At 42.8% G+C, this 22,354-nt stretch carries 26 protein-coding genes; 15 read left to right on the top strand and 11 right to left on the bottom strand.

From position 1 onward, the window contains the following. The first annotated feature begins 37 nt into the window (after window positions 1–37). Window positions 38–1,390 (top strand): phosphoglucosamine mutase, encoded by a 1,353-nt coding sequence (gene glmM, locus P5G49_RS03160; RefSeq protein ID WP_301242022.1) that lies wholly within the window; start codon window positions 38–40, stop codon window positions 1,388–1,390. A 64-nt stretch (window positions 1,391–1,454) separates the two neighbouring features. Here the strand turns inward: glmM and pstA are convergent, their stop codons facing one another. The 5 genes from pstA to P5G49_RS03135 all read right to left on the bottom strand — a co-directional run bounded on the left by pstA (window position 1,455) and on the right by P5G49_RS03135 (window position 5,906). Next, complete coding sequence (pstA, locus tag P5G49_RS03155; protein WP_435877179.1) at window positions 1,455–2,303, bottom strand: phosphate ABC transporter permease PstA; 849 nt, start codon at window positions 2,301–2,303, stop codon at window positions 1,455–1,457. A 37-nt stretch (window positions 2,304–2,340) separates the two neighbouring features. After that, on the bottom strand, window positions 2,341–3,282 hold the full coding sequence (pstC, locus tag P5G49_RS03150; RefSeq protein ID WP_301242020.1) for a phosphate ABC transporter permease subunit PstC: 942 nt from the start codon (window positions 3,280–3,282) through the stop codon (window positions 2,341–2,343). 70 nt (window positions 3,283–3,352) lie between these two features. Next, on the bottom strand, window positions 3,353–4,333 hold the full coding sequence (locus P5G49_RS03145) for a PstS family phosphate ABC transporter substrate-binding protein (protein ID WP_301242019.1): 981 nt from the start codon (window positions 4,331–4,333) through the stop codon (window positions 3,353–3,355). Between the two features lie 184 nt (window positions 4,334–4,517). Continuing rightward, the gene (gene pstB / locus P5G49_RS03140) at window positions 4,518–5,333 is read right to left on the bottom strand and encodes a phosphate ABC transporter ATP-binding protein PstB (RefSeq protein ID WP_435877178.1); all 816 of its coding nucleotides are present in this window, start codon (window positions 5,331–5,333) and stop codon (window positions 4,518–4,520) included. Window positions 5,334–5,465: 132 nt separating this feature from the next. After that, entirely contained in the window at window positions 5,466–5,906 is a 441-nt protein-coding gene (locus P5G49_RS03135) for a YtoQ family protein (protein WP_301242018.1), read from the bottom strand. Window positions 5,907–6,009: 103 nt separating this feature from the next. On the opposite strand from P5G49_RS03135, the gene P5G49_RS03130 reads away from it, so the two are divergent. The 6 genes from P5G49_RS03130 (at window position 6,010) to P5G49_RS03105 (ending at window position 11,020) form a co-directional block, all read left to right on the top strand. Beyond that, entirely contained in the window at window positions 6,010–7,578 is a 1,569-nt protein-coding gene (locus P5G49_RS03130) for an amidohydrolase (RefSeq protein ID WP_301242017.1), read from the top strand. A 29-nt stretch (window positions 7,579–7,607) separates the two neighbouring features. Further along, on the top strand, window positions 7,608–8,069 hold the full coding sequence (locus P5G49_RS03125; RefSeq protein WP_301242016.1) for a DUF2691 family protein: 462 nt from the start codon (window positions 7,608–7,610) through the stop codon (window positions 8,067–8,069). A 30-nt stretch (window positions 8,070–8,099) separates the two neighbouring features. Further along, complete coding sequence (locus tag P5G49_RS03120) at window positions 8,100–8,291, top strand: YwbE family protein (protein ID WP_301242015.1); 192 nt, start codon at window positions 8,100–8,102, stop codon at window positions 8,289–8,291. 120 nt (window positions 8,292–8,411) lie between these two features. Continuing rightward, window positions 8,412–9,560: a PstS family phosphate ABC transporter substrate-binding protein gene (locus P5G49_RS03115; RefSeq protein ID WP_301242014.1), complete on the top strand. Its 1,149-nt coding sequence runs from the start codon at window positions 8,412–8,414 to the stop codon at window positions 9,558–9,560. Between the two features lie 21 nt (window positions 9,561–9,581). Beyond that, a complete protein-coding gene (locus P5G49_RS03110) occupies window positions 9,582–10,586 on the top strand; it encodes an NAD(P)H-dependent flavin oxidoreductase (RefSeq protein ID WP_301242013.1) in 1,005 nt (334 codons plus the stop codon). A 17-nt stretch (window positions 10,587–10,603) separates the two neighbouring features. Beyond that, window positions 10,604–11,020 (top strand): PhoU family transcriptional regulator, encoded by a 417-nt coding sequence (locus tag P5G49_RS03105; protein WP_301242012.1) that lies wholly within the window; start codon window positions 10,604–10,606, stop codon window positions 11,018–11,020. Window positions 11,021–11,068: 48 nt separating this feature from the next. Here the strand turns inward: P5G49_RS03105 and P5G49_RS03100 are convergent, their stop codons facing one another. Beyond that, window positions 11,069–11,818, bottom strand: a complete 750-nt coding sequence (locus tag P5G49_RS03100; protein WP_301242011.1) for a DUF3888 domain-containing protein — start codon at window positions 11,816–11,818, stop codon at window positions 11,069–11,071. 145 nt (window positions 11,819–11,963) lie between these two features. On the opposite strand from P5G49_RS03100, the gene P5G49_RS03095 reads away from it, so the two are divergent. Genes P5G49_RS03095 through P5G49_RS03080 form a run of 4 tightly spaced genes read left to right on the top strand, consistent with a single transcriptional unit; the run spans window position 11,964 to window position 14,885 of the window. Beyond that, window positions 11,964–12,851, top strand: a complete 888-nt coding sequence (locus P5G49_RS03095) for a DMT family transporter (protein WP_301242010.1) — start codon at window positions 11,964–11,966, stop codon at window positions 12,849–12,851. 15 nt (window positions 12,852–12,866) lie between these two features. Next, complete coding sequence (locus P5G49_RS03090; protein ID WP_301242009.1) at window positions 12,867–13,637, top strand: aminoglycoside 6-adenylyltransferase; 771 nt, start codon at window positions 12,867–12,869, stop codon at window positions 13,635–13,637. A gap of 58 nt (window positions 13,638–13,695) precedes the next feature. Further along, window positions 13,696–14,439 (top strand): GyrI-like domain-containing protein, encoded by a 744-nt coding sequence (locus P5G49_RS03085; RefSeq protein ID WP_301242008.1) that lies wholly within the window; start codon window positions 13,696–13,698, stop codon window positions 14,437–14,439. 26 nt (window positions 14,440–14,465) lie between these two features. Further along, window positions 14,466–14,885: a GyrI-like domain-containing protein gene (locus tag P5G49_RS03080; protein ID WP_301242007.1), complete on the top strand. Its 420-nt coding sequence runs from the start codon at window positions 14,466–14,468 to the stop codon at window positions 14,883–14,885. A gap of 82 nt (window positions 14,886–14,967) precedes the next feature. Here P5G49_RS03080 and P5G49_RS03075 read toward each other — a convergent pair whose 3' ends face one another. Continuing rightward, on the bottom strand, window positions 14,968–15,942 hold the full coding sequence (locus P5G49_RS03075) for an MraY family glycosyltransferase (RefSeq protein ID WP_301242006.1): 975 nt from the start codon (window positions 15,940–15,942) through the stop codon (window positions 14,968–14,970). A 163-nt stretch (window positions 15,943–16,105) separates the two neighbouring features. On the opposite strand from P5G49_RS03075, the gene P5G49_RS03070 reads away from it, so the two are divergent. The 4 genes from P5G49_RS03070 (at window position 16,106) to P5G49_RS03055 (ending at window position 19,877) form a co-directional block, all read left to right on the top strand. Next, a complete protein-coding gene (locus P5G49_RS03070; RefSeq protein ID WP_301242005.1) occupies window positions 16,106–16,828 on the top strand; it encodes a MerR family transcriptional regulator in 723 nt (240 codons plus the stop codon). A 336-nt stretch (window positions 16,829–17,164) separates the two neighbouring features. Beyond that, entirely contained in the window at window positions 17,165–17,761 is a 597-nt protein-coding gene (locus P5G49_RS03065) for a hypothetical protein (RefSeq protein ID WP_301242004.1), read from the top strand. A gap of 203 nt (window positions 17,762–17,964) precedes the next feature. Continuing rightward, window positions 17,965–19,161: a class I SAM-dependent rRNA methyltransferase gene (locus P5G49_RS03060; protein ID WP_301242003.1), complete on the top strand. Its 1,197-nt coding sequence runs from the start codon at window positions 17,965–17,967 to the stop codon at window positions 19,159–19,161. Between the two features lie 95 nt (window positions 19,162–19,256). Continuing rightward, on the top strand, window positions 19,257–19,877 hold the full coding sequence (locus tag P5G49_RS03055) for a LysE/ArgO family amino acid transporter (RefSeq protein WP_301242002.1): 621 nt from the start codon (window positions 19,257–19,259) through the stop codon (window positions 19,875–19,877). 16 nt (window positions 19,878–19,893) lie between these two features. Here P5G49_RS03055 and P5G49_RS03050 read toward each other — a convergent pair whose 3' ends face one another. From P5G49_RS03050 to P5G49_RS03035, 4 genes are read right to left on the bottom strand one after another with little or no spacing between them, the layout of a single operon-like run. Next, complete coding sequence (locus tag P5G49_RS03050; protein WP_301242001.1) at window positions 19,894–20,304, bottom strand: DUF3021 domain-containing protein; 411 nt, start codon at window positions 20,302–20,304, stop codon at window positions 19,894–19,896. After that, window positions 20,301–20,759, bottom strand: a complete 459-nt coding sequence (locus tag P5G49_RS03045; RefSeq protein ID WP_301242000.1) for a LytTR family DNA-binding domain-containing protein — start codon at window positions 20,757–20,759, stop codon at window positions 20,301–20,303. The genes P5G49_RS03050 and P5G49_RS03045 overlap by 4 nt, the downstream gene beginning before the upstream one ends. A gap of 42 nt (window positions 20,760–20,801) precedes the next feature. Continuing rightward, window positions 20,802–21,545 (bottom strand): ABC transporter permease, encoded by a 744-nt coding sequence (locus tag P5G49_RS03040; RefSeq protein WP_301241999.1) that lies wholly within the window; start codon window positions 21,543–21,545, stop codon window positions 20,802–20,804. 12 nt (window positions 21,546–21,557) lie between these two features. Further along, complete coding sequence (locus tag P5G49_RS03035; RefSeq protein ID WP_301241998.1) at window positions 21,558–22,277, bottom strand: ABC transporter ATP-binding protein; 720 nt, start codon at window positions 22,275–22,277, stop codon at window positions 21,558–21,560. Between the last annotated feature and the right edge of the window lie 77 nt (window positions 22,278–22,354).

Genomic DNA, 22,354 nt, shown 5'->3' with positions numbered 1-22,354 from the left:
AGAAGCTGTTAGACATCATTGAAAGGGAGTATGAATAATGACAAAGTATTTCGGGACGGATGGCGTCCGTGGGATTGCAAATAAAGAACTAACACCTGAGCTGGCTTTTAAACTTGGAAGAATCGGCGGCTATGTGTTGACGAAGGATGCTCAGGAGCCATCCCAAGTGCTTGTTGGCCGGGATACCCGTATTTCAGGTCATATGCTGGAAAATGCATTGATTGCAGGGCTTTTATCAATGGGAATTGAGGTAATGAGACTTGGTGTGATCAGTACGCCAGGTGTTGCATATTTGACCCGTGCAATGAATGCAGAGGCGGGTGTCATGATATCAGCATCCCATAATCCGGTTGAGGATAACGGCATTAAGTTCTTCGGCGCTGATGGATTTAAACTGACGGACGAGCAGGAAGAGGAGATTGAAAACCTCTTACATGCGGATGAAGATCATTTACCACGTCCGGTTGGGTCCGAAGTGGGCACGGTAACGGATTACTTTGAGGGTGGACATAAATATATCCAGTATTTAAAGCAGACAGTTGACGAGGAATTCACTGATCTTCACGTTGCATTGGATTGTGCGCACGGCGCAACTTCTTCATTGGCAACGCATGTTTTTGCGGATTTGGATGCGGATTTGACAACGATGGGTGCTTCCCCTAATGGATTGAACATTAATGATGGTGTAGGTTCGACACATCCGGAAGTCCTTGCTGGACTCGTAGTTGAAAAAGGCGCGGACATCGGTCTAGCATTTGATGGTGATGGAGACCGTCTAATCGCAGTCGATGAATTGGGGCGGATTGTCGATGGCGATCAGATCATGTTCATTATTGGTCGTCATCTTCACTCGAAAGGACGCCTTAAGTCGGATACAATCGTTTCAACAATTATGAGTAACCTTGGTTTTTACAAGGCGTTGGAACAGAACGGCATGATGAGTGTCAAATCAGCTGTTGGTGACCGGTATGTTGTAGAAGAAATGAAAAAAGGGAATTACAATCTTGGAGGAGAGCAATCAGGTCATATAATCCTTCTCGATTACAATACAACGGGCGATGGACTATTGACTGCCTTGCAACTTGTTAACATCATGAAAAGAACAGGCAAGAAGCTGTCAGAATTAGCAAGTGCAATGACGATTTATCCACAGGAACTTGTCAATGTGCGCGTAACGGATAAAAACAAGGTAACTGAGAATGACCGTGTTGCAGCTGCAATTAAGGAAGTTGAAAAGGAGATGGCAGGAAACGGTAGGGTACTTGTCCGTCCGTCGGGTACGGAGCCACTTGTCCGGGTTATGGTTGAAGCGCCAGATCATGATGCATGTGAACGGTATGTAAACCAAATTGCACAAGTCGTACGCGAAGAAATGGGTATAGAGGAATGACTAAAAGGCTGGAAACTCTCATAGGAGACGTTTCCAGCCTTTTTTCTACTATCTACAATTATAGTCATTCCACTTTCCCAAACTTATTGCGGATGATAATTGCGGTTGAGTTAAGGATGAATAATGTAACTAATAGGACGATGATGGTGGCGGCGGCAAGATTGGCGTATTCCGCAACTAACGAAGCATCAAGTGTCCAGTAATAAATTTGCATCGGTAAAACTGTAAAACGGTCCATGATGCTCCCTGGGAAGGGGATGAGGAGGGCCGGGATTCCGATGACGACCAATGGTGCGGTTTCCCCGATGGCTCGCGACAACGAAAGGATAGCACCTGTCAAAATACCGGGAAGTGCAGAAGGTAGGATGACCCGTTGAATCGTTTGCCATTTTGTTGCTCCAAGCCCGTAAGAAGCCTCGCTTAAATGAAACGGAATCGAGCGGATCGCTTCCTGGCTTGCAACGATCACGATCGGTAAAATAAGCAGTGACATCGTCAGCCCACCAGCCAACACGACATTGCCTAAGTTCAAGGTCCTTACAAATACCGTCAATCCAAGTATCCCGTACACAATCGATGGCACTCCTGCCAAGTTGGAAATATTCGTTTGAATGAAACTGACGAGGCGACCCTTTTTCGCATACATTTCCAAGTAGATTGCCGTCCCCACGCCAACAAACATTGTCACTGGAGCTACAACAAGCATGAGCCAAAGTGTCCCAAGAATGGCCCCCATAATTCCAGCCCGTTCCGGCTGAGTCGATAGTTTTCCTGTCAGGAAGCTGAAATTGATTGACCCGATGCCTTCAGAAACAACACGGTATAGCAAAACGGCCAAAACGAATAGTCCAAAAAAGGCTGAAAGCATGAAGATTACTTTGGATAGTTGATTCGTGAACAAACGAACTTTCATCCATCGCATATGTTGCTGTTGACTAAGATGGTTCATCTCAATACTCCTCTCTGAACTTCTTCGATACAAACCTTGCAAGTAAATTCATAAGCAAAGTGAAAACGAAAAGCGTCATTGCAACTGCATACAGGCTGTAGTAGACAGTGGACCCGGTTGCTGCATCGCCACCTGTCACTTCAACAATATAGGCAGTCATCGTTTGCATCGATTGTGTTATATCGAACGAAAAATTTTTCGTACTACCGCTCGCAATCGTAACAATCATCGTTTCACCGATTGCGCGGGATATGCCTAACACAAAGGAAGAAATGATACCCGACAATGCTGCGGGTATAACTACACGCCGTGTAACTTCAAGTTTGGTGGCACCCAAACCATACGCTCCTTCACGCATCGACCGGGGAACCGAGCTCATTGCGTCTTCGGATAAAGAGGCAATCATCGGGATGATCATTATTCCCATTACAATGCCTGGGCTAAGGATATTCGTTGCTTGAAGATTAGGGATGAACTCCCGTAAAAGAGGTGTAACAAAAGTAAAAGCGAAAAAGCCATAGACGATTGTTGGTACCCCTGCAAGCAACTCAAGCGTGGGTTTCACGACTTTTCGCACCTTCGGGGATGCGTATTCACTCAAATATATGGCAGCCATCAATCCGATTGGTGCAGCGACTATCATTGCAATCAATGAAGATGTAACTGTTCCCATCAATAAAGGCAGCACCCCAAATTCAGGGTTCTGGCTAAGTGGCTTTAAGACAGTTCCTGTATAAAAATCAACGAGTGGCACCCGTTTGAAAAACTCAACCGTCTCGGAAAGTAAGGTCCAAATAATGCCGATTGTCGTAATTATGGAAAGTGAAGCAAGAAGCATGAGAAAAATGGGAATCAAACGCTCCACTTTTCGCCGTAGCAAATTGCTTTTTTGGTTTTGCTCAATCATCTCACGGATGTTAGATTTATCCTTTATAGTTATCATAAGAGAATTCCCTCCGAAAAGTTGCAAGAAGATGAAAGCCTAATAGCCCCCATCTTCTTGCGCGTATAAATTACTTAAGGCCTTCTAAGAAGCTGATGTTCTCTTTTGCTTCATTTTCAGGAATCGGTGCAAAGCCTGTTTCGCCTGCGAATTTATTAATATTGTTCATGACGTAAATTGCAAAGTCTTTCACTTGCGGCTTCTCTTTAGCGTGGTTCACATTCAAGTATGTGAAGACTGGACGCGTGAAGTCTGCATAAGCTCCATCTTCAGCGATTGTATCCAATGCGGGCTCTACAGCTCCGTTCCCGAAGTCCACCGCAACAGCCTGCAATTTGTCACCGTTATTTACGTAGTAGCCGAAACCGAAAAACGCGATTCCGTTTTTATCTTCTGATACCAAGTTTACAAGCGTCGAATACTCTTGTTGTAAATTGACTGTACTTTTCATATCTTGTTTATCCAAAATCTTTTCATAGAAGAATTCATACGTTCCATGGTTTTCATTTGGGCCCATCGCATTGATTTTTTCATTCGGCCAGTCAGGGTTAATATCAGACCACTTTTCAACTGTGCCGTCTGCAAGGAAAATGCTGATCAATTGTTCAGGCGTCATTTCAGTCGCCCAATCATTATCTTTATTAATGACAAAAGTTAGACCGTCCAGCGCAACCTTCAATTCTTTCACTTCAATTCCAAGCTTATCAGCTTCCGCAGCCTCTTCGTCTTTAATTTGTCGGGAAGCGTCATTGAAGTCTGTTCCGTTATCAACCAAGAATTTCTTGAATCCTGCACTTGTACCTGCGCGGCTCACCTCTACGGAAACATTCTCTTGTTCATTCACCATATACTCTTCAGCAAGGCGTGCCATTAGCGGGTAAACTGTTCCAGAACCATCGATGACAACGCTACCTTTTAGATCTGCACTAACTTTCGCCGAAGCATTGTTTTTCTTCGAACCGTTTTCCTCCCCAGCGTCTGTTCTGCATGCAGCAAGTACGACTGCGAATGTCGCAATGATCATGAATAAAAGAAATTTGTTGAACTTCATTTGATAAGTCCTCCCCTTGATAATCTGATTTAGATGAAGGAATTCCCCTTCACAACTAATATGATAACGGGTGAATGTTAAGATGGTATTGTTAAATTGTAAAGGATTTGTAAATACTTGTTTTATTAATAAATTAAAACCCGCTCCAAAGAACGGAGCGGGTTAGGTGATTATTTGGTTCAGATCATCCGAATCTTCCATTAATATAGTCATCCGTTAACTTGTCGGATGGATTCGTGAAAATTGTCGTCGTTCGATCTTCCTCAACCACTTCTCCGTTCAGGAAAAAGGCTGTACGATCGGAAATTCGTGAAGCTTGTTGCATATTATGCGTAACGATCGCAATCGTAACGTCATTTTTAATCGAATGAATCAATTCTTCAATCTTGTGTGTGGAAACTGGATCAAGAGCCGATGTCGGTTCATCCATGAGAATCACTTCTGGGTCAATGGCAAGGCATCTTGCAATGCATAGCCTTTGTTGCTGTCCGCCGGAAAGGCCATACGCATTTTTATGAAGCCGATCCTTCACTTCATCCCATATGGCAGCTTTCTTTAAACTTTCTTCAACGATGGCGTCAAGTGTTGCCTTATTGCGGATTCCGTGTACTCTCGGTCCAAATGCGACGTTTTCATAAATCGATTTAGGGAAAGGATTTGGTTTTTGGAATACCATGCCGACTTTTGAACGTAGGATTTCAACAGGCATCGCCTTGCCTAAAATGTTATTCCCTTTGAATGTTACGTTGCCTGAAATGGTGACATCTGTTGCCGTTTCGACCATTCGATTAAGTGTCTTAAGGTAAGTCGATTTCCCACAACCGGATGGACCGATAATGGCTGTTACTTCGCGTTCATTGATTGCCAAATCTATATTCTTTAAAGCATGCGAGGTGCCATACCAGAGATTCAGGCCGTTTGTTTCATAAATCGGCTTTTTCCAGTTTTCGTTTCGCACGACTGATAACGGTTTTTCCTTAATACGTTCTTGAAATGTAATTGTCAATTGAAATCCTCCTTGTTGGATTGAGGCTTACGTATAGTGTACGGGAGGATTATTGAGTGAGTATGAAGGGGATGTAAAGGTTTTGTAAACGAAGTAAAAAGGCCATCCTCATGGATAGCCATTCATTCAGTCGAAAATATACTTCAGTGCTTTCACCGCCTGGTCGACATTTTCGACCGTGGCGTGAGCTTTGCGGGAAAGTTCCTTAAGTGGATGATGGTGCTGTTCGGAACGGATGAGGATGAGCGGCTTTCCATATGCAACTGCTGCGCTTGCATCCATTGCCGTATTCCATTGCTTGTACTGCTCTCCGAACAATGCGATGACGAGGTCCGCTTTCTTCATTAAGAGTTCAGTCCTTAAGTTATTGAAGTTGGAAGCGGCGGCGTCTTTGAAAATGGCGTTTGGCTGCTTGCCTAAAATCTCTTCACCGATGTTATCTGAACGGTCGTGGTCTTCCATAGGTCCAACAAAATCGATTGGCAATTTTAGAGCCGCTGCCTTCTGTTTCACCTCTTCACGCCATGAAGTATGGATTTCACCTGCAAGATAAACGGTCAATCTCATAAAAACCCCTCCTCTATATGATAGACCCATTATAGCATTCATTCCCAAATAAGATTGCCCGCAACTGCCTGAAAGATTAGAATAAAGGAAAGGGGGCGTCAAGATGAAAACGATTTGGCATAATGGAAAGCTATATACAATGGATAAAGTAGGGGAAACGGTAGAAGCAATTCTTACTGAAGATGGAAAAATTATTGCTGTCGGCAATTATGATGACTTGAAGGTTCAAGCGGAGGAAGCGGTTGACCTCGAAGGGGCAGTCCTTTATCCGGGGTTCATTGACAATCATATGCATATGATTGGGCATGGTCAGAAACTGCTTAGCCTCGATTTGTCAAAGTCGAAGTCAGCAGATGAGATGATGGATATGCTCATGAATGCCCATAGAGATCTGAAAGAGGATGAGTGGTTCATAGGCGAGGGTTGGAATGAAAACAATTTTGATGATAAAAAGATTTTTACGCGTTACGAACTGGACAAGGTGACAAATTCACCGATGTTCCTAAAACGGACATGCAGGCATGCGGCGCTTGTCAATTCGAAGGCGTTGGAGCTTGCCGGCATTACGAAGGACACGCCGAATCCGAATGACGGTGTCATTGGACGGGATGAGAATGGAGAGCCGAACGGTTTGCTGAAAGAAGGCCCGATGAATCGCCTGTTGCAGCTTATTCCGGAGCCAACGGAGGAAATGCTGACGAAGGCACTTGAAAAATCGGTAGATGATCTGCTGTCGCTTGGATTGACGGGTGCTGTGACGGATGATCTTGGTTATTACGGGGATTATCGTAATCCGTTGCAGGCATTCAGAAATGTAATTGGGGAAAAGAAGAAGTTCCGTGCGCATTTATTGCGGAGGTCGACGGTGTTTACACAATTGATAGAAGATGAGGCTACCTATGATGAACCGTGGATTGAGCCTGGTGAAATGAAGTTCTTCATCGACGGTGCACTTGGTGGGAGTACAGCTTTGTTGAGCGAACCGTATGCGGATAATCCGTCCACTTCCGGTACAGCAGTGTTGACGGATGAGGAGATTGATGAACTTGTGGCGACTGCCCGGAAATATGGACAAGCCGTTGCAATGCATATGATCGGGGACGGAGCGGTTGAAAAAGGGTTGGATGCAATTGAGCGCCATCCAGCGCCTGAAGGGAAGCGCGATCGGCTCATCCATGTGAATGTGTTGCGTGATGATTTGGTGGAGCGGATGAAGAAACTTCCTGTCGTGCTTGATATTCAGCCTGTTTTTGTATCATCCGATTTTCCTTGGGTGATGGATCGTTTGGGGGAAGAGCGCTTCGATTGGGCGTATGCTTGGAAACGTCTTCTTGACGAAGGGTTCATTTGTGGAGCAGGGTCGGATGCACCGATAGAAGAAGTAGATCCGCGGTTTGGAATTTATGCGGCGGTGACAAGGAGAAAACCTGGCCAGACGCATGAGGGGTATTTGCCGAAGGAGAAATTGAGCCGTTTTGAGGCAATCGGCTTATTTACTTCAGGCAGTGCAGCGACAATCGGAAAGGCGGATTCACGCGGAAAATTAGCTGTCGGTTTCGACGCAGACTTCACGATTCTTGATAAGGATCTGTTTGAAGTGGAAGAAGAGGAAATCCTTGATGCGGCAGTTGTGATGACGGTTGTGGCGGGGGAAATTATGTATCGGAAATGAATTGTACAGTAACCATAAGAGGTGGGGAAATGCGTGGGCTGTTTTTTGAAATAAAAAACGTGTTTGGTAAACAGTTGTCAAATATATTAAAAGGCATTGTCGACCCATCCTGGTTTTGGTCCATCGATCTCGTGGAGTCCTATCGTGTAGAAAATGGTAAACTGACCGTCCCGCTTTTTGATGAAACGATTATGGATGGCCAATCATTCCTGAATCATATTTCCGACGTTGAATCTTATCTTATTTTTACGGATATAAAAGCCTTTCCGACAAAAGAAAGCATTGTGGAAGTAAAAGTCTATGAAGATTTCAAGAACAGTTCTTGCCAGCTTTCACTCATTGTGGTTGATCAAGTGTATGTTTGGATACTTGCAAAAGACCAGCAGTTGATTCAAAATCTGATTAAGTGTGCGGAAGCCAATGGCTATACAAACATAAAGGCCATATCTGATGGCGATGATGATAATACAATCTTGAATGTATGGGGTTGAATTACAGCAAAGTGAGAGGGAAGTGTAACTATGGACGGACGCAATCGAAGTGATGTGAAACCGGGAATGAAAGTTGCTGTCATTCTAAAAAAAGATCAGCGCACAGGTGCTAAGACGGAAGGAATCGTCAAGGATTTATTGACCAACTCAAGCTTCCACCCGCATGGTATCAAAGTCCGACTGGAAGACGGGCAAGTCGGAAGGGTCAGCGATATTTTATAGTGAGTTTTTTATGTGCCGGATGGATTATTCCATTCGGCATTTTTTATTTCTTTCGCATCAACCAAAAGTTTCCATAATATTGTATACTGTTTGAAAGAGAGAGAGTTAGGAGGAACCACCTTGAAAACTGTTTGGGGAATACTGTCAGTTTTATTCATTTGGGCGTTAGTTTTTCCGATTGCGGGTATCGCCGCGTTTTTTCTATATGTTTCAAACCAGGGGTATTTTGTACCGCTTGTTATCGCGGCGTATTTATCATTCGGTGCAATGCTCGTCATGGCTCGTTTTGAACTATTCGCGTATAAGAAATATTTTTGGTTCGGCACAGCGGCTGCCATAGCCTTATCACTTGTCTTCACAATACCAAGCGTCTATGAGAAAACTCGGCCCACAATAACAGACGTTCAAGTCGATCTCACTGAATACCAGCCATTTGAAAAAAGTACAAAGGCTGTATTTTTAGAGGGACCTGCATCTTTACACATTCAAGATGACTTGCCAATTATCGACGGGGCAACGGCGCTTTATCCGATTTATGCTGCATTTGTGCAATCAGTTTATCCTGAAAAAGAGTACCCGCCTTATGACAGTGAGGTAATGTCCAATCGGACCGGTGCTGCCTATACGAACTTGATTGACGGCAAAGTGGATATCATTTTTGTTTCGGGGCCATCTACTACGCAGCTGAACCAGGCGGAAAACGCAGGAAAAGAATTGAAGCTTACTCCGATTGGGAAAGAGGCCTTCGTCTTCTTCGTCAATTCCAAGAATCCGGTGACAAGCCTGACGGAGGAGGAAATCAAAGGGATTTATTCTGGGAAAATAACAAATTGGAAAGATGTCGGTGGGAAAGACGTGGAAATCCGTGCATTCCAACGTCCTGAAAATAGCGGCAGTCAAACTGCATTGCAACAATTCATGGGTCTCACACCAATCATGAAGCCGCCGACAGAGGATGTCATGTCGCTAATGGGAGGAATAATCGGGGAAGTGTCTGACTATAAAAATCATAAAAATGCAATCGGCTATACGTTCAGGTACTACTCGACTCAGATGGTGAAAAATAATAAAATCCGCCTGCTTAGTGTGAACGGGGTTGAACCGACAGTGGATACAATCCGTTCGGGGGAATATCCAATTACGAGTGAGTTCTATGCCGTGACGGCGGGCAGTGATAATCCGCATGTCGAAGCGTTTATTGAATGGATATTGTCGGATGAAGGGCAAGAAATCATAGAAAAGACGGGGTATGTGCCGGTCGGGAAGTGATGATCAAGGGAGAGCTGAACTATGAGTTTTACAGATACTTTGGGAATTAAGTTTCCAATCATTCAGGCACCAATGGCGGGGGTGTCGACACCGGTATTCGTGGCAGCTGCTGCAGAGGCTAATATCCTTGGATCTATTGGAGCAGGTTATCTATCCGGGGAGGCAACAAGGGAATTCATCCAAGAAGTGAAGAAGCTTACGAATAAGCCGTTTGCCGTCAATTTATTCGTGCCGGAAGACGTAGAAATGGACCAAGAACTTATTCGCCAGGCGTATTTAGGATTACAACCGGTCGGAAAGAAACTTGGCATGCCTTTTTGGAAGGCGCCTTTGTCGGCGTCATCTTTTGTGGAACAGGTTGCCGTCATCATTGAAGAAGACGTTAAAATCTGTTCGTTCACATTCGGATTGCCGGATGAAGCGGTAGTTCGGAAGTTGAAAGAGCATGATGTCTTTTTGATCGGTACCGCAACAACAGTAGAAGAAGCGGTAATGGCAGAGAAAGTCGGAATGGACGCTCTTGTCGCACAAGGAAAGGAAGCAGGAGGTCATCGTGGGTCATTCCTTGACAAAATACTTGTGCCGCTTGATGAATTATTGCCTTCAATCGTCGAAGTCGTTAGCATTCCAGTCATAGCGGCTGGTGGAATCGCTAATAAGGAGCATTTAGACCAGCAAATTGCCCAAGGAGCCGTAGCGGTTCAAATTGGCACAGCATTACTTGCAACTGAGGAAAGCGGAGCCCATCCGCTTTATAAAGAAGCGATCTTAGGAGCAACCGAAAACAGCACAGATCTGACGAAAGCTTTCTCGGGAAAACCTGCAAGAGGTATCCGAAATCAGTTTATCGAGATGATGAAAGATATACCGATTGCCCCGTATCCATACCAAAACGACTTGACGAAAAAGATTCGCAGTGAGGCGGCAGCTAAAGGTCGTCCCGAATTCATGTCGTTATGGGCCGGAGAAAGTGTACATGAAACGGTTGGTGGAACGGTGAAAGAAATAGTTGAGAGGTTCATTTAATAGAAGGGAAGTCTGAAATGAAAAGAATTCTATTAGCACTATTTTTCTGCGTTCTATTGGTTGGCTGTTCAAAAGAAAATGGCGAGTCGGATCCAATTTTAACTAAAGAATTTATTGAGACCCATGCGGAAGTAGGGCTATCCAAAACCGAGGTCGAAGAAATATTCGGCAAGGATTATTTCTCTGGTGAAGGTGAATTTGAGACAAATGAAGTATGGGTCTACGACAGGGTTAGTGATGATTATAAATATGAAATAAGCACTCAAATCGTACCGTTCGATGCAATACGAAAAGAACATGTAGATTACCAGTTATATGTGAATTTTGTCGAAGAGAGTGCATTTATGTACCTATTTATTTATAAAGGCAGTGACGGTGAACTTTGGCAATACCAGGTTAATCCTGATGGAACAGACCAAGAGCGTAAAATGTAAGGATTAGATCCAAATTTATAAGAAAAGAGGCGGTTCTCCCGCCTCTTTTTACATATACCATAACAATTCATAATCCATCTTTTTCCCTTTTTCACTTCCCTGTTCGACGACATTCCAAATTCCGTTCTCTTTCTGTACTTTGTAATAGAAATTTGTCCCGTCGGCTTTTTTGAAAAGGATAAAGCCTTCATCGTCTTTTACGAACGTTACTGGGTCAATGACGTTTTTGTAAGGGGGTTGAATTTCGGGGCTAAGGATGTTCATGACGATTTCCTCTGCGATATGTGCAAGGGAATCGTATTCATTATTCTTTTCTGCTTTGTATCGCAGCTGATTGTAATTGTATTGTTCGTATGGCAATAAATTTAAGCGGAGCGATTTTTTAATATCAATTATCACCTCTTTATAAAATTGTTTTAATTTCTTTTCTTCCTCATCACCAACATGGTTGAATTCTAACAGTTTAGTCCCCTTGGAATTAATGCCAAATCGCATTGTTTCATCTCCGTAAGGTGGATTTTCAGCAGCTTCAAACGTTTTCACTCGAACCTCCACGATGAACGCAAAACTGCCTTTTTTCTCCCGCGTGATCTTCACCACTTCAGCGTCGTGCATCCTATAAGGTTTATCGTATCCGTAAAAATCGATAATTCCTTGTGAGATAAAGGGTTGAAGTGTGACCAACAGTGCATCTTCAAGGGAGTCCGGATCATCTATAGACACGTTTGCTTTCGGTATAAGAGGTTGGAGGAGTAGTGTTAGAACAAGTAAAATGCTTAAGAAATAAATTTTTTTCAAACTAAATACCTCCTTGTCCGAGTTTATACTTAGCGTTTCCAATGCGAATGAAACAATACGCTATTCAAATTCGAAAACAAGTAGTAGCGGATTCACGATGTTGCGATATAATGGAAAAAATGAAAAGTCTGTATCGGGGGATTATATGAAGAAATATATTGGTGAAATCGGGTTGATGCTAACCGCAATTATTTGGGGAAGTGGATTTGTCGGTAGTGCGGTTGCGCTCGATTCATATACGCCATATCAAATCTTGGCTGGAAGGTTTTTAATTGGCGCGGTTTTACTATGCGCCGTTTTTTATAAGAAATTAAAATTCATCTCAAAAAGCGTACTAATTAAAGGGGCAATATTGGGGATATTTTTGTATATCGCTTTTGCGTTACAAACAGTCGGCCTTCAATTTACAACTCCATCCAAGAACGCATTTTTAACAGCGGTGAATGTTGTTGTCGTACCATTTATCGGTCTTGCGATTTACAAAAAGAAGCTTGACGCTTTCGAATTGACTGGCGCTTTTCTCGCAATGTTCGGTGTCGCGGTCCTGTCGCTTCAATGGTCTGCAGGGGTGAATTTTGGCGACTTCCTATCGTTATGTTGTGCGTTCGGCTTTGCTTTCCATATATTTTATACGGCACAATTCGTAAAACAAGAGCATCCGATCGTTTTAACGATCGTCCAAATGGCAACAGCCAGTATAATCGGAATCATCGTTGTGTTGCTAAAAGGTGAAATGGCATTCAGTATGCAGCCGGAAGGGCTGACATCATTACTTTATTTAGGTGTTTTCTCGACAACGATTGCATTTTTATTGCAAACAGTTTCACAGAAATTTATCACGGAAACGAAAGCAGCGATTATCCTCTCGACAGAATCGTTATGGGGAATGGTCTTTTCAGTAATTTTATTGAGTGAGATCATTACGCTTAAAATGGGCATCGGTGCTGTTTTAATACTTGCAGCAATCGTTTTATCGGAAACGAAGTTAGGATTTATTAATAGGAAAAAAGCGGGTTTAATCAAAGTCGAGTGAAAATGGGGTGGGGTTTTGTTTAGTGTTGGAGAAAGGGAGCATTGTTTTAAGAGAATCGTTGATAAGTTCGAATCGAATAATCTAATTGAAGGAGTTGTCCAATTAGGGTCCGGAGTGAAAGGGTACACCGATGCATACTCTGACATCGATTTAATGGTTTCTACATATAAAAAGGAAGACATGGAAGATGCTAAACATGCAATTTACAAGTTTCTTAAAGAGTTCAATCCTGTTTATATAAAGGAAAAGCAATTCACACAACATATCTTCCTTTTCATAGTATTCATGGAAAACTCACTTGAGTTCAATATCTCCGTCCTACCAAGTGAGTTGTTGAATGTGAAATCCCCTCTGTGGAAAGTCGTTGTTGATAAAAATGGGTTAGTAACTGAGAAAATGCGTGGAGAAAATGAAATCTTTCAAAACAAGCCTGTCAAATATGAGGTGAACATCGATATACAATTTGAATTTGCTTATAGTGCATTGAGTGTAAAGAAAGAGCTGAAAAGAAATAATCTTATCTATGCACTGAAGATGCTTGAAAATATGAGAGAGTACATTTTACTTGTACAGGCTATGAATGAAAAGAAAAAGCTACACCAGTTTAAGGCGTATGACAGTTTGGATTCTTCCTTCATTGACGCGTATCTTTCCACTTATCCGGATGAAATAACAGTGGAGAAATTGACGACCTCGGCTGATCAATTAAAAGAACTGTTTGTGGAAATTGCAAGGCAAACCCCTTCTATGATAATAGATGAAAATTTGTATGATTTGCTGAAATAATTGATTGACCTCTCCCTTGGGGACGGGTTTAAAGTATACGTAGAGGGGGAGGGAGGGTATGCTATCAATCGGAAAAACAGCCTATCTTGTCGGGTTGACGGTTAAGGCGATCAAGCATTATGAGGAAATTGGACTTATCCAACCTGCTTATGTAAATCCCGAATCGGGATACCGGTTTTATTCACAAAAGGAACAGCAACAACTAATACGAATCAGAACAATGAGGAGTTTTGGAGTATCCCTTTCCGACATTTTACGAGAGGGGGATGAACAGATGGACCGGTTGTTGCTCCACCGAAAGAGGGAAATTGAGCAGGAGATCAATGAGCTACAAGGGAAGATGGAAGGAATTGATCAATTATTAAACAAAGGGGAGAATGACATGGAAACACGTATCGTTGAAAGCGAAAGGTTTACAGTAAAAGGATATGAGGTGGTGGGGCCTGTATCAGCAATTCCAGCAGAATGGGATCGGTTGATTAAAGAAATCAATGAGAACGATGTTGTCGTAGAGGAATCATTTGGCGTCTGCCTGAAGATGGAGAATGACATTATCCATTACATTGCGGGGCTGAAATCTGAGTTAACAGAAGGGTTTCCGGATACGAAAGAAGTCATCATTCCAGCGGGCAAATTCATCGTTGCAACAGTGGAAGGCGGAATTCCAGGAATCCCTGCTGCGTATGATTACATTATTCAAATGGAAGATATTAAACTAAGAGATTGCTATGATTTTGAGCGCTATGTCCATCCGGCAGGAGTTTCAGAGGACGTAATCGAAATTTGGATGCCAATTGAATAAGGTAAGTTCAGAAAGGGATGGAACCAATGGGGACACGCATTAAAAAAGTTGAACAATTCACGGTAAAAGGGTATGAAGTGAATGGGCCAGTTACACAAATTCCGAAGCTATGGGATGAATTGAACAGGGTTATTCAGGAAAAAGGAGCTATGCCTGAGGAGTCATTTGGAATCACGTTAGGAATGGGCAATGGAAATTATCACTACATGGCGGGTGTTAAATCGGAGTTAGCAGAAGGGTTTACGAATACAAAGGAATTAATCATTCCAAGCGGAAACTTCATTGTCGCGACAGTCGAAGGTGGAATTGAAGCAATTCCAGCTGCTTTTAATGAATTGTTGCGCAATCCGGATGTGAAACTTAGACATAGCTACGGATTTGAACGATACGTCCATCCTTCAGGTTCTAAAGGATACGAGATAGAAGTTTGGGTGGCGATTGAGTAAGACGGGATCTGGCTTGTAGCCGGGTCTTTTTTTGTTTCAGACGACATAAAAAGACCCACCAGATTGTGGTGGGAAAAATATATTAAAACTGTATGAGTAACAAAATAATCGAAGATAAAGATAGACATGCACTTGCCAAAAACAAAAAGGCTAGTACTTGCTTAGGCTTCAGACCGGCACGCAACAGCCGATAGTGAATTTGGCTAGCGTCCGCTTGGTAAATTGACTTACCTTGCATATATCTTTTTACTACAACAAAGAGATTATCGAAGATCGGCACTCCCAATGCCAAAATGGGAATGAACAATGATAGAACAGTTGCTTGTTTAAAGGCTCCATCCAAGGCGATAACTGCAAGCATAAACCCAAGGAAGCTGGCACCTGCATCTCCCATAAATATTTTGGCCGGTGGCTTATTAAAGCGTAAATAGGCAACTGTAATGCCAACAAGCACAATGGCCATCATGGCGGAATTGGGCTGATTTTTGGCAATGGCTACAATGAAAAGAGTAACAGCAGATATCGAGACTAATCCTCCCGCCAGTCCATCCATGCCATCCGAAAAATTAATTACCGTCGTTACCCCAAATATCCATAAAATTGTCAGTATAAACTGAAGGATGAATGGGAGGGTGACATATTCACCTGATAGTGGATTTACAAATCCATTAAATGTTATGCCCGACGCAAAAACTAAGATTGCTGCGGATACTTGTACTATGAATTTGGGGAATGCCGGGAAATCTTTCCCCTTTGTCTTGAACCAGTCGTCGACAGTCCCGATAGTTAAAAGCAACACACCGCCCACAAATATTGCGCCGGTTTCCCAAGTAAACTCCTTAGTGAATAGTAGATAGACGGAAAAAAAACCAATGAATAGTGCATAACTTGCTGTTAGTGGAATTGGTTTTCGGTGCAATTTTCGTTCGACATTTTCCTGCGGCTTGTCCACAAAATCAAGATGGAAAGCAAGCTTTCGTAGTGGAGGGATTAACCCATATACAAGAAGAAGTGATGTTATAAATGCCAATAGGTAAAAGATCTTTCTCACCACCATTTTATTAATTCCCTATTAGTATACGGAATTTTAATAATATTGTCGATATATGTCTATGTTTAATAGATGGACGTTTTACTAAAAGTAAGGTTGCTTCATACATTAGTATTGACTCTCACGTTACGTCATGCTCTATAGTCAATAGTGAAGGGAGGCGGGGAGTATGAAAGTGAAAGAAGTTGCAGATTTGACCGGTGTGAGTGTGCGTACGCTTCATCATTATGATGAAATCGGTTTACTTGTACCGGACGAAGTGACGGAGGCGGGTTATCGGGTTTATTCTAATGAGAACTTGACAACCCTCCAGCAAATTTTATTCTTTCGTGAAGTTGGCTTCCCTTTGAAGAAAATTAAGGAGCTATTGGATAGTCCTTCGTTTAACCGCTTGGAGGCGTTCGAGCTGCAACGCGACATGTTAGTGGCGAAACGCAAGCAATTGGAGACGATGATTGAGACGATTGACAACACGCTCCAATCTGAGAGAGGAGAAAGGACAATGACAAACGAAGAGAAATTTAAAGGGTTCGACTTCAGTTCGAATCCATATGAGCAAGAAGCGCGGGATCGGTGGGGGGATGAAGCGGTCGACAAGGCGAACAAAAACGTTGCCCAGTTTGGCGAGAAAGAACAACAGGAGATGAACCGAATTTATTCCGTCTTAGCGGCACTGCGTGGTACTAATCCAGCTTCAGTCGAAGCACAGGCAGCAATTGCCGATTGGTACACATTTTTGAATAAAATTGCCGACTATTCATTGGAGGCATTTGCTGGTTTAGGTGAAATGTATGTCGCAGACGAGCGATTCATGAAGAATATTGACCAATTCGGGGAAGGATTGTCCGTTTTCATGCGAGACGCGATGAAAGTATATGCGGAGAAGAATTAACCGATAAAAATGCCGTAGGAAGCTATTCTTACGGTGTTTTTATTTTTTTAAAAAAACAGGAGATTGTTTTCACGATAAGTAGTATAATAGGAAAACCACTAACAGGTCAGCAGCTTTTTATCTCACATCATTTGCGTTTAAGAATTGAAAATCTTCAGTGAAGTGAAACTCCAAGTGGGGTTCAAACGTATAATAGATATAGATAAGCATAACTGTCCGCTCAAGCATCATGCCTACATACAACTTTAGTCTTAGGATGTTTCCTACTGCAGACGGTTTAGCTTCCGGAAAAAATTGTACATACTTGTAGACAGAGATGAGTTAGGGGTTGGGGAGATGGAAAAAACAATATATATAGTACTTACTGACACAGGGACATTGTTGTCAAAGGCAATAGGTATGTATACACGTAAGGATTTGAATCATGCCTCAATCGCATTTGACGAGCAATTGATGGAAATATACAGTTTCGGACGGAAACAGCAATATAATCCGTTCATCGGTGGATTCGTACGAGAAAATGTGGCAGAAGGCATTTTTCAGGATGCTGATTGCGCTGTGTATCGGTGTGAAGTATCAGCTGATGCATATACACGAATTCGTGACAAAATCGTTCAGTTTGAGTTGAATCAAAGCAATTATAAATATAATTTTATCGGCTTGTTCGGAGTGGCTTTGAATAGAGAAATCCGTCGTGAAAGAGCATTCTTTTGTTCGCAATTCGTGGCAACAGTCATGCAGGAGAGTGAAACGCACCGTCTCCTGACAACACCTTACCTGACGATGCCGCATCATTTGACATGCCTGCCGCATTTAGAGCTAATTTATGAAGGCGATTTAAAGACTTATTTAGATAAAGTAAGAGAGCCGCAAGTGGAACGTCCAATACGCATGGGACTTTTGAAAAGTTTAGCGTTTCGTCTGCTTGCTTGAATGAAAGCTTCTCCATTATGGGAAGCTTTTTTTACATCCAGCTACTGGCGCCAGGGGCTCGGGGTCATAAGTCAAAGCTGTTCTGTGGCAAAGATCGCCACGCCTCATCTTTGCCTTATGCCTGTCGCCCCTAAGCAGGCGCCATTCGCTTTTGCACAATTTTAGTGCGATAATGAAAAAAAGACGAAAAAAAGGATGACACGATGACGAAAACAATAGATGTACAAGTAAATGCACAAAGTATAGCGGCGTTTAAGAAAGGATATCCACTCATTTTAAAAGACGCTGTGGTGAATCCGGAAGTGTTGAAAGAGGAAGGCACGCTCATCCGCTTGGTCGATAAATACCGAAAGTTTGTCGCGAAAGGCTATTATGGCAATCAAAACAAAGGGGTCGGCTGGGTATTGACAAGGGATGACGACGAGGAGATTGACTTTGCATTTTTCGAGTCGAAGATTTCAGCGGCTTTGTCAAGACGTGAATCATTCTTCGAAGATAGTGAGACGACTGCATACCGTGTCTTTAACGGTGAAGGTGATGGTATCGGTGGTTTAACGATTGATTTCTTTGACGGCTATTACATGGTTAGCTGGTACAGTGAAGGAATTTATTCCATGAAGCATCATGTGTATGGTGTACTGGACAAGCTTGTTGGCTATAAGGCGATCTATGAGAAAAAGCGATTCGATACGAAAGGTCAATACATCGAGCAGGATGACTTCGTGAAGGGGACTCCTGGCGATTTCCCGATCATCGTAAAGGAAAACGGCATGAACTTTGCTGTCGATTTGAATGATGGCGCAATGACCGGGATTTTCCTTGACCAACGCGATGTTCGGAAAGCGTTGCGCGACAACTACTCAGAAGGCAAGCATGTGTTGAATACATTTTCATACACTGGTGCATTTTCGGTCGCAGCGGTCCTTGGCGGTGCACGCGAGACGACGAGCGTCGATTTAGCAAAGCGCAGTTTGCCGAAGACGATTGAGCAATTCAGCGTAAACGGTATTGATTACGAAGCACAAAACATCCAAGTGATGGATGTGTTCGAATATTTCCGTTATGCGAAACGCCATGAGTTGAAGTTTGATGTGGTCGTACTTGATCCGCCAAGCTTTGCAAGATCAAAGAAATACACATTCAGTACAGCGAAGGATTATCCTGCATTGATAATGGACGCTGTTGCGCTCACAGAAAAGAACGGTATCATTATCGCTTCGACGAATAACGCAAGCTTCAGCATGAAGAAGTTCAAGTCGTTTATCGATAAAGGTTTTGCGGATGCTAATTCACGCTATAAGATACTTGAGGAGTCTTCATTGCCGAAGGATTTCCGTACTAACCGTGATTTCCCTGAATTCAATTATTTGAAAGTCGTTATTTTACAGAAGTTGAAATAAGGACAAAACCATCTCCCACGCGGAGGTGGTTTTTTTGCAAATCACGGAAGAAAACCGTTCAATAGATAGAAAGAGAGAGAAAAGGGGGAGAGTGGATGATCGAGGCTGTTTTGCATGGCGCCGTCTTGGCCTTGGGGCTAATTTTACCATTGGGTGCTCAAAATGTGTTTGTGTTCAATCAAGGTGCATTGCAACCGAGGTTAGTAAGAGCACTTCCAGTCGTAGTTACCGCGGGAATTTGCGATACGATTTTGATAGTGGCGGCTGTATCGGGAGTATCTTTGCTCATCTTGACATTCCACTGGCTGGAAACGATTATTTTTGCGGTAGGAATCCTATTTTTAATTTTTATCGGAATTTCCCTTTGGAGAAGTACTCCACCCTCGGCAACACCGGAAGGGGAACGGTTTTCTCCTAAAAAGCAAATCATGTTCGCTGCCTCGGTGTCTTTATTGAACCCTCATGCAATCCTTGATACGATCGGTGTCATCGGATCGAACGCATTGAGTTATTCAGGGGATGCTCGTTTCGCGTTCACGTTGACGACAATCATCATTTCATGGTGTTGGTTTTTCGGGCTCGCACTTGCAGGAAGGCTACTTGGTAAGATGGATACAGGTGGAAGATTCATAGGTGTTTTGAATAAAGTCTCCGCATTCGTCGTTTGGGGAGTTGCGGTCTATATGGCGGTCCGGTTAATCGGCGGGTTTGGATAAAAATGGGAGCGAGGGATTACAACCCCCTTAGCTCCTCATTCAATTTCTCTGCCTGTTTCTTGAAATACATGTAAAAGGCGAACCAAATGATGGCATAGAACGCAATGAAAATACCGAGCATACCAAGGAATCCTTTCACTGTGAACGGAATCCATCCGATAACAAACGCGACGATGAAATACAAAACGGTGACGCTGAGGAAATGCAAGGTTGTTTGCACTATTAATGTCAGTTTTTCATTCTCAAACAGTAATGGGGTCACTGAGAAAAACCAGCCGCAGAACACAGTGCCGAGCATGTTTTTCGCAAGGATTGCTGCATCTAACGTTTCGTTTCTGCCAATATAAACAACAGCCAAGATTGTAACTATCCCTAAGAATGATCCGAAAAAGATGCCTAATATGCTTCTCGTCATAAACGACTTCATCCGTTTTTCCTCCTGTTCATTTTCAATGCTTCCTTTATGCCACTCACATACGTCCTTGATACATATTCCTTCGTCCCTGATTTGAAATGGACGACCAATGTCCCGTTAAAAGAGGCTTCAAAACGGCTTAGTTCATGCAAGTTAGCGATGACCGATTTCGATAACCTGATGAATTTCGCAGCAGGCAGCATTTCCTCCAGTTCATACAATTTCTCTTTCAATGAATAGGAGCCGGAAGCCGTGACGGCCATGACGCCTTCCTTTTCCGTATGGAAATAGTAAATCTCATCGGGTTTCAGAATATGCTGCATCTCGCCATCCCGCCCAACGAGAAACTCTGTTTTCTTTCCCTTCAAAAAATCTAGGATATCCTTTATCGAATCATCCACTTCATTGCACTGGATGGTCACTTTCGTCTCTTCATAATCACTGTCGATGTCCAATGTAACTTTCATTTCGTCCATCCCCCCTGACCATATAATACCATTCGGGAGAACTTATTTTCTTACTTTATTAACTAAGCGAAGCACACCGAGCGATGCAACTACACAGCCGATAATAAAACCACTTGATAGAAGAGAGCTGTTATCGACTTGGAACTGTCCATTCCAGACGGCAATGAATAATTGATTCATATGATAGACAGGATTAAAATCCGCAATGACTTGCACGAATTTTGGCATCATGTCGATTGGCATCGTGAATCCGCCAGTGAACATGACGACTTGAAAAATGACGATGGAGAATACGAGCGCACCATTCATGCTTGTGAATAAAGAATAGATTGCTGAAGAAATGATGAGCAATGCCGCATTGAATAACATGAACGTCATGAATGCTATTATGAAATTTGCAGGTTGAAATGAAAGGTCATACGCAATCATTCCAATGAAGAAAATTAGGAAATACCCGAAGCTTGTAATGATGATGGATCTAATTATGTTTGAAACAAGCAATGTTCTTTTTGAGACGGGCGTTAAATTAATTCGCTTTTCAACTCCAGTCGTACGGTTCATCACTTGGTCGAATCCGAAAGCGAAAAAGACCACCCCGAATGTGATTAGAAGAATGAAAGAAGGGGTGTACGTTTCGGCATAACTAAGATTCCCTGCATACATGGCGTCCCCGAAAAGCTGCCCCATGAATAGGTAAGTGACCGGGGGTATGATGATTGTGAATACCATATAAAAGATCTCGCGTGTAAACATGAGTAAGTCGTATTTCAATTGAGTCGCTAACATATGAATTCCTCCTTAAATGGATACCTTTGAAAGGTAAAAGTCATTGATTGATTTATAGCCGGTGGATAAAATCCATTCCGTCGTATCGAACATTTCATTAATGCCGTCATTCAGTAGCATCACCTTGTCGCAATACAGTTCGACTTCATCCATATTATGTGTCGTCAAAATGACCGTCCCGCCTGTACGTTTGTTGTAATCAGTAATATACAACCAAAGCATATTTCGCATATGCGGGTCGAGCCCGGTAGTCGGTTCATCTAAAATTAGCATTTTCGGTTCGGATAAAAAAGCGATTGCCAAGCTGACGATTTGCTTCCATCCGCCGGATAGTTTATCAAAGTATTTCTTCCGGTGCGGTTGAAGTTTGAAATCTGTGATGATCTGTTCGATATCAACCGGTGATTTGTAATATGCTTTGAACAACTTCAGCAGTTCGACAACTTTTAAAGTCTTGTAAAACTGTGTTGGCTGCAAAACAGCCGAAATGTCTTTTCTTATATGCTCAAGCTGATTAGTGGATAAACCGTTAAGTTCTTTACCAAACAATAAAACATTCCCTGAGTCGTACGGCTTCAGTGTCATCAGGATTTCAAGAAATGTCGATTTGCCAGCCCCGTTTTTACCGATGACTCCAATAACTTCTCCTGCATTTGCTTTAAAATCGATTCCCCTTAACACTTTGTTATCCCCATACGCTTTTTTCAAATTGTTGACGCGCACAATTTCCATTCCGAATCCCTCCGTTGTTGTTCTTCGTAAACTTACTATATACGGAAGCTCCGGATTCGTATGCCGGTTTTCGATGA

The sequence above is a fragment of the Sporosarcina highlanderae genome, assembly GCF_030433715.1.
Lineage (GTDB): Bacteria > Bacillota > Bacilli > Bacillales_A > Planococcaceae > Sporosarcina > Sporosarcina highlanderae.
The sequence above is the reverse complement of the archived record's forward strand: the minus strand, read 5'-3'. Positions and strand labels throughout refer to the sequence as shown.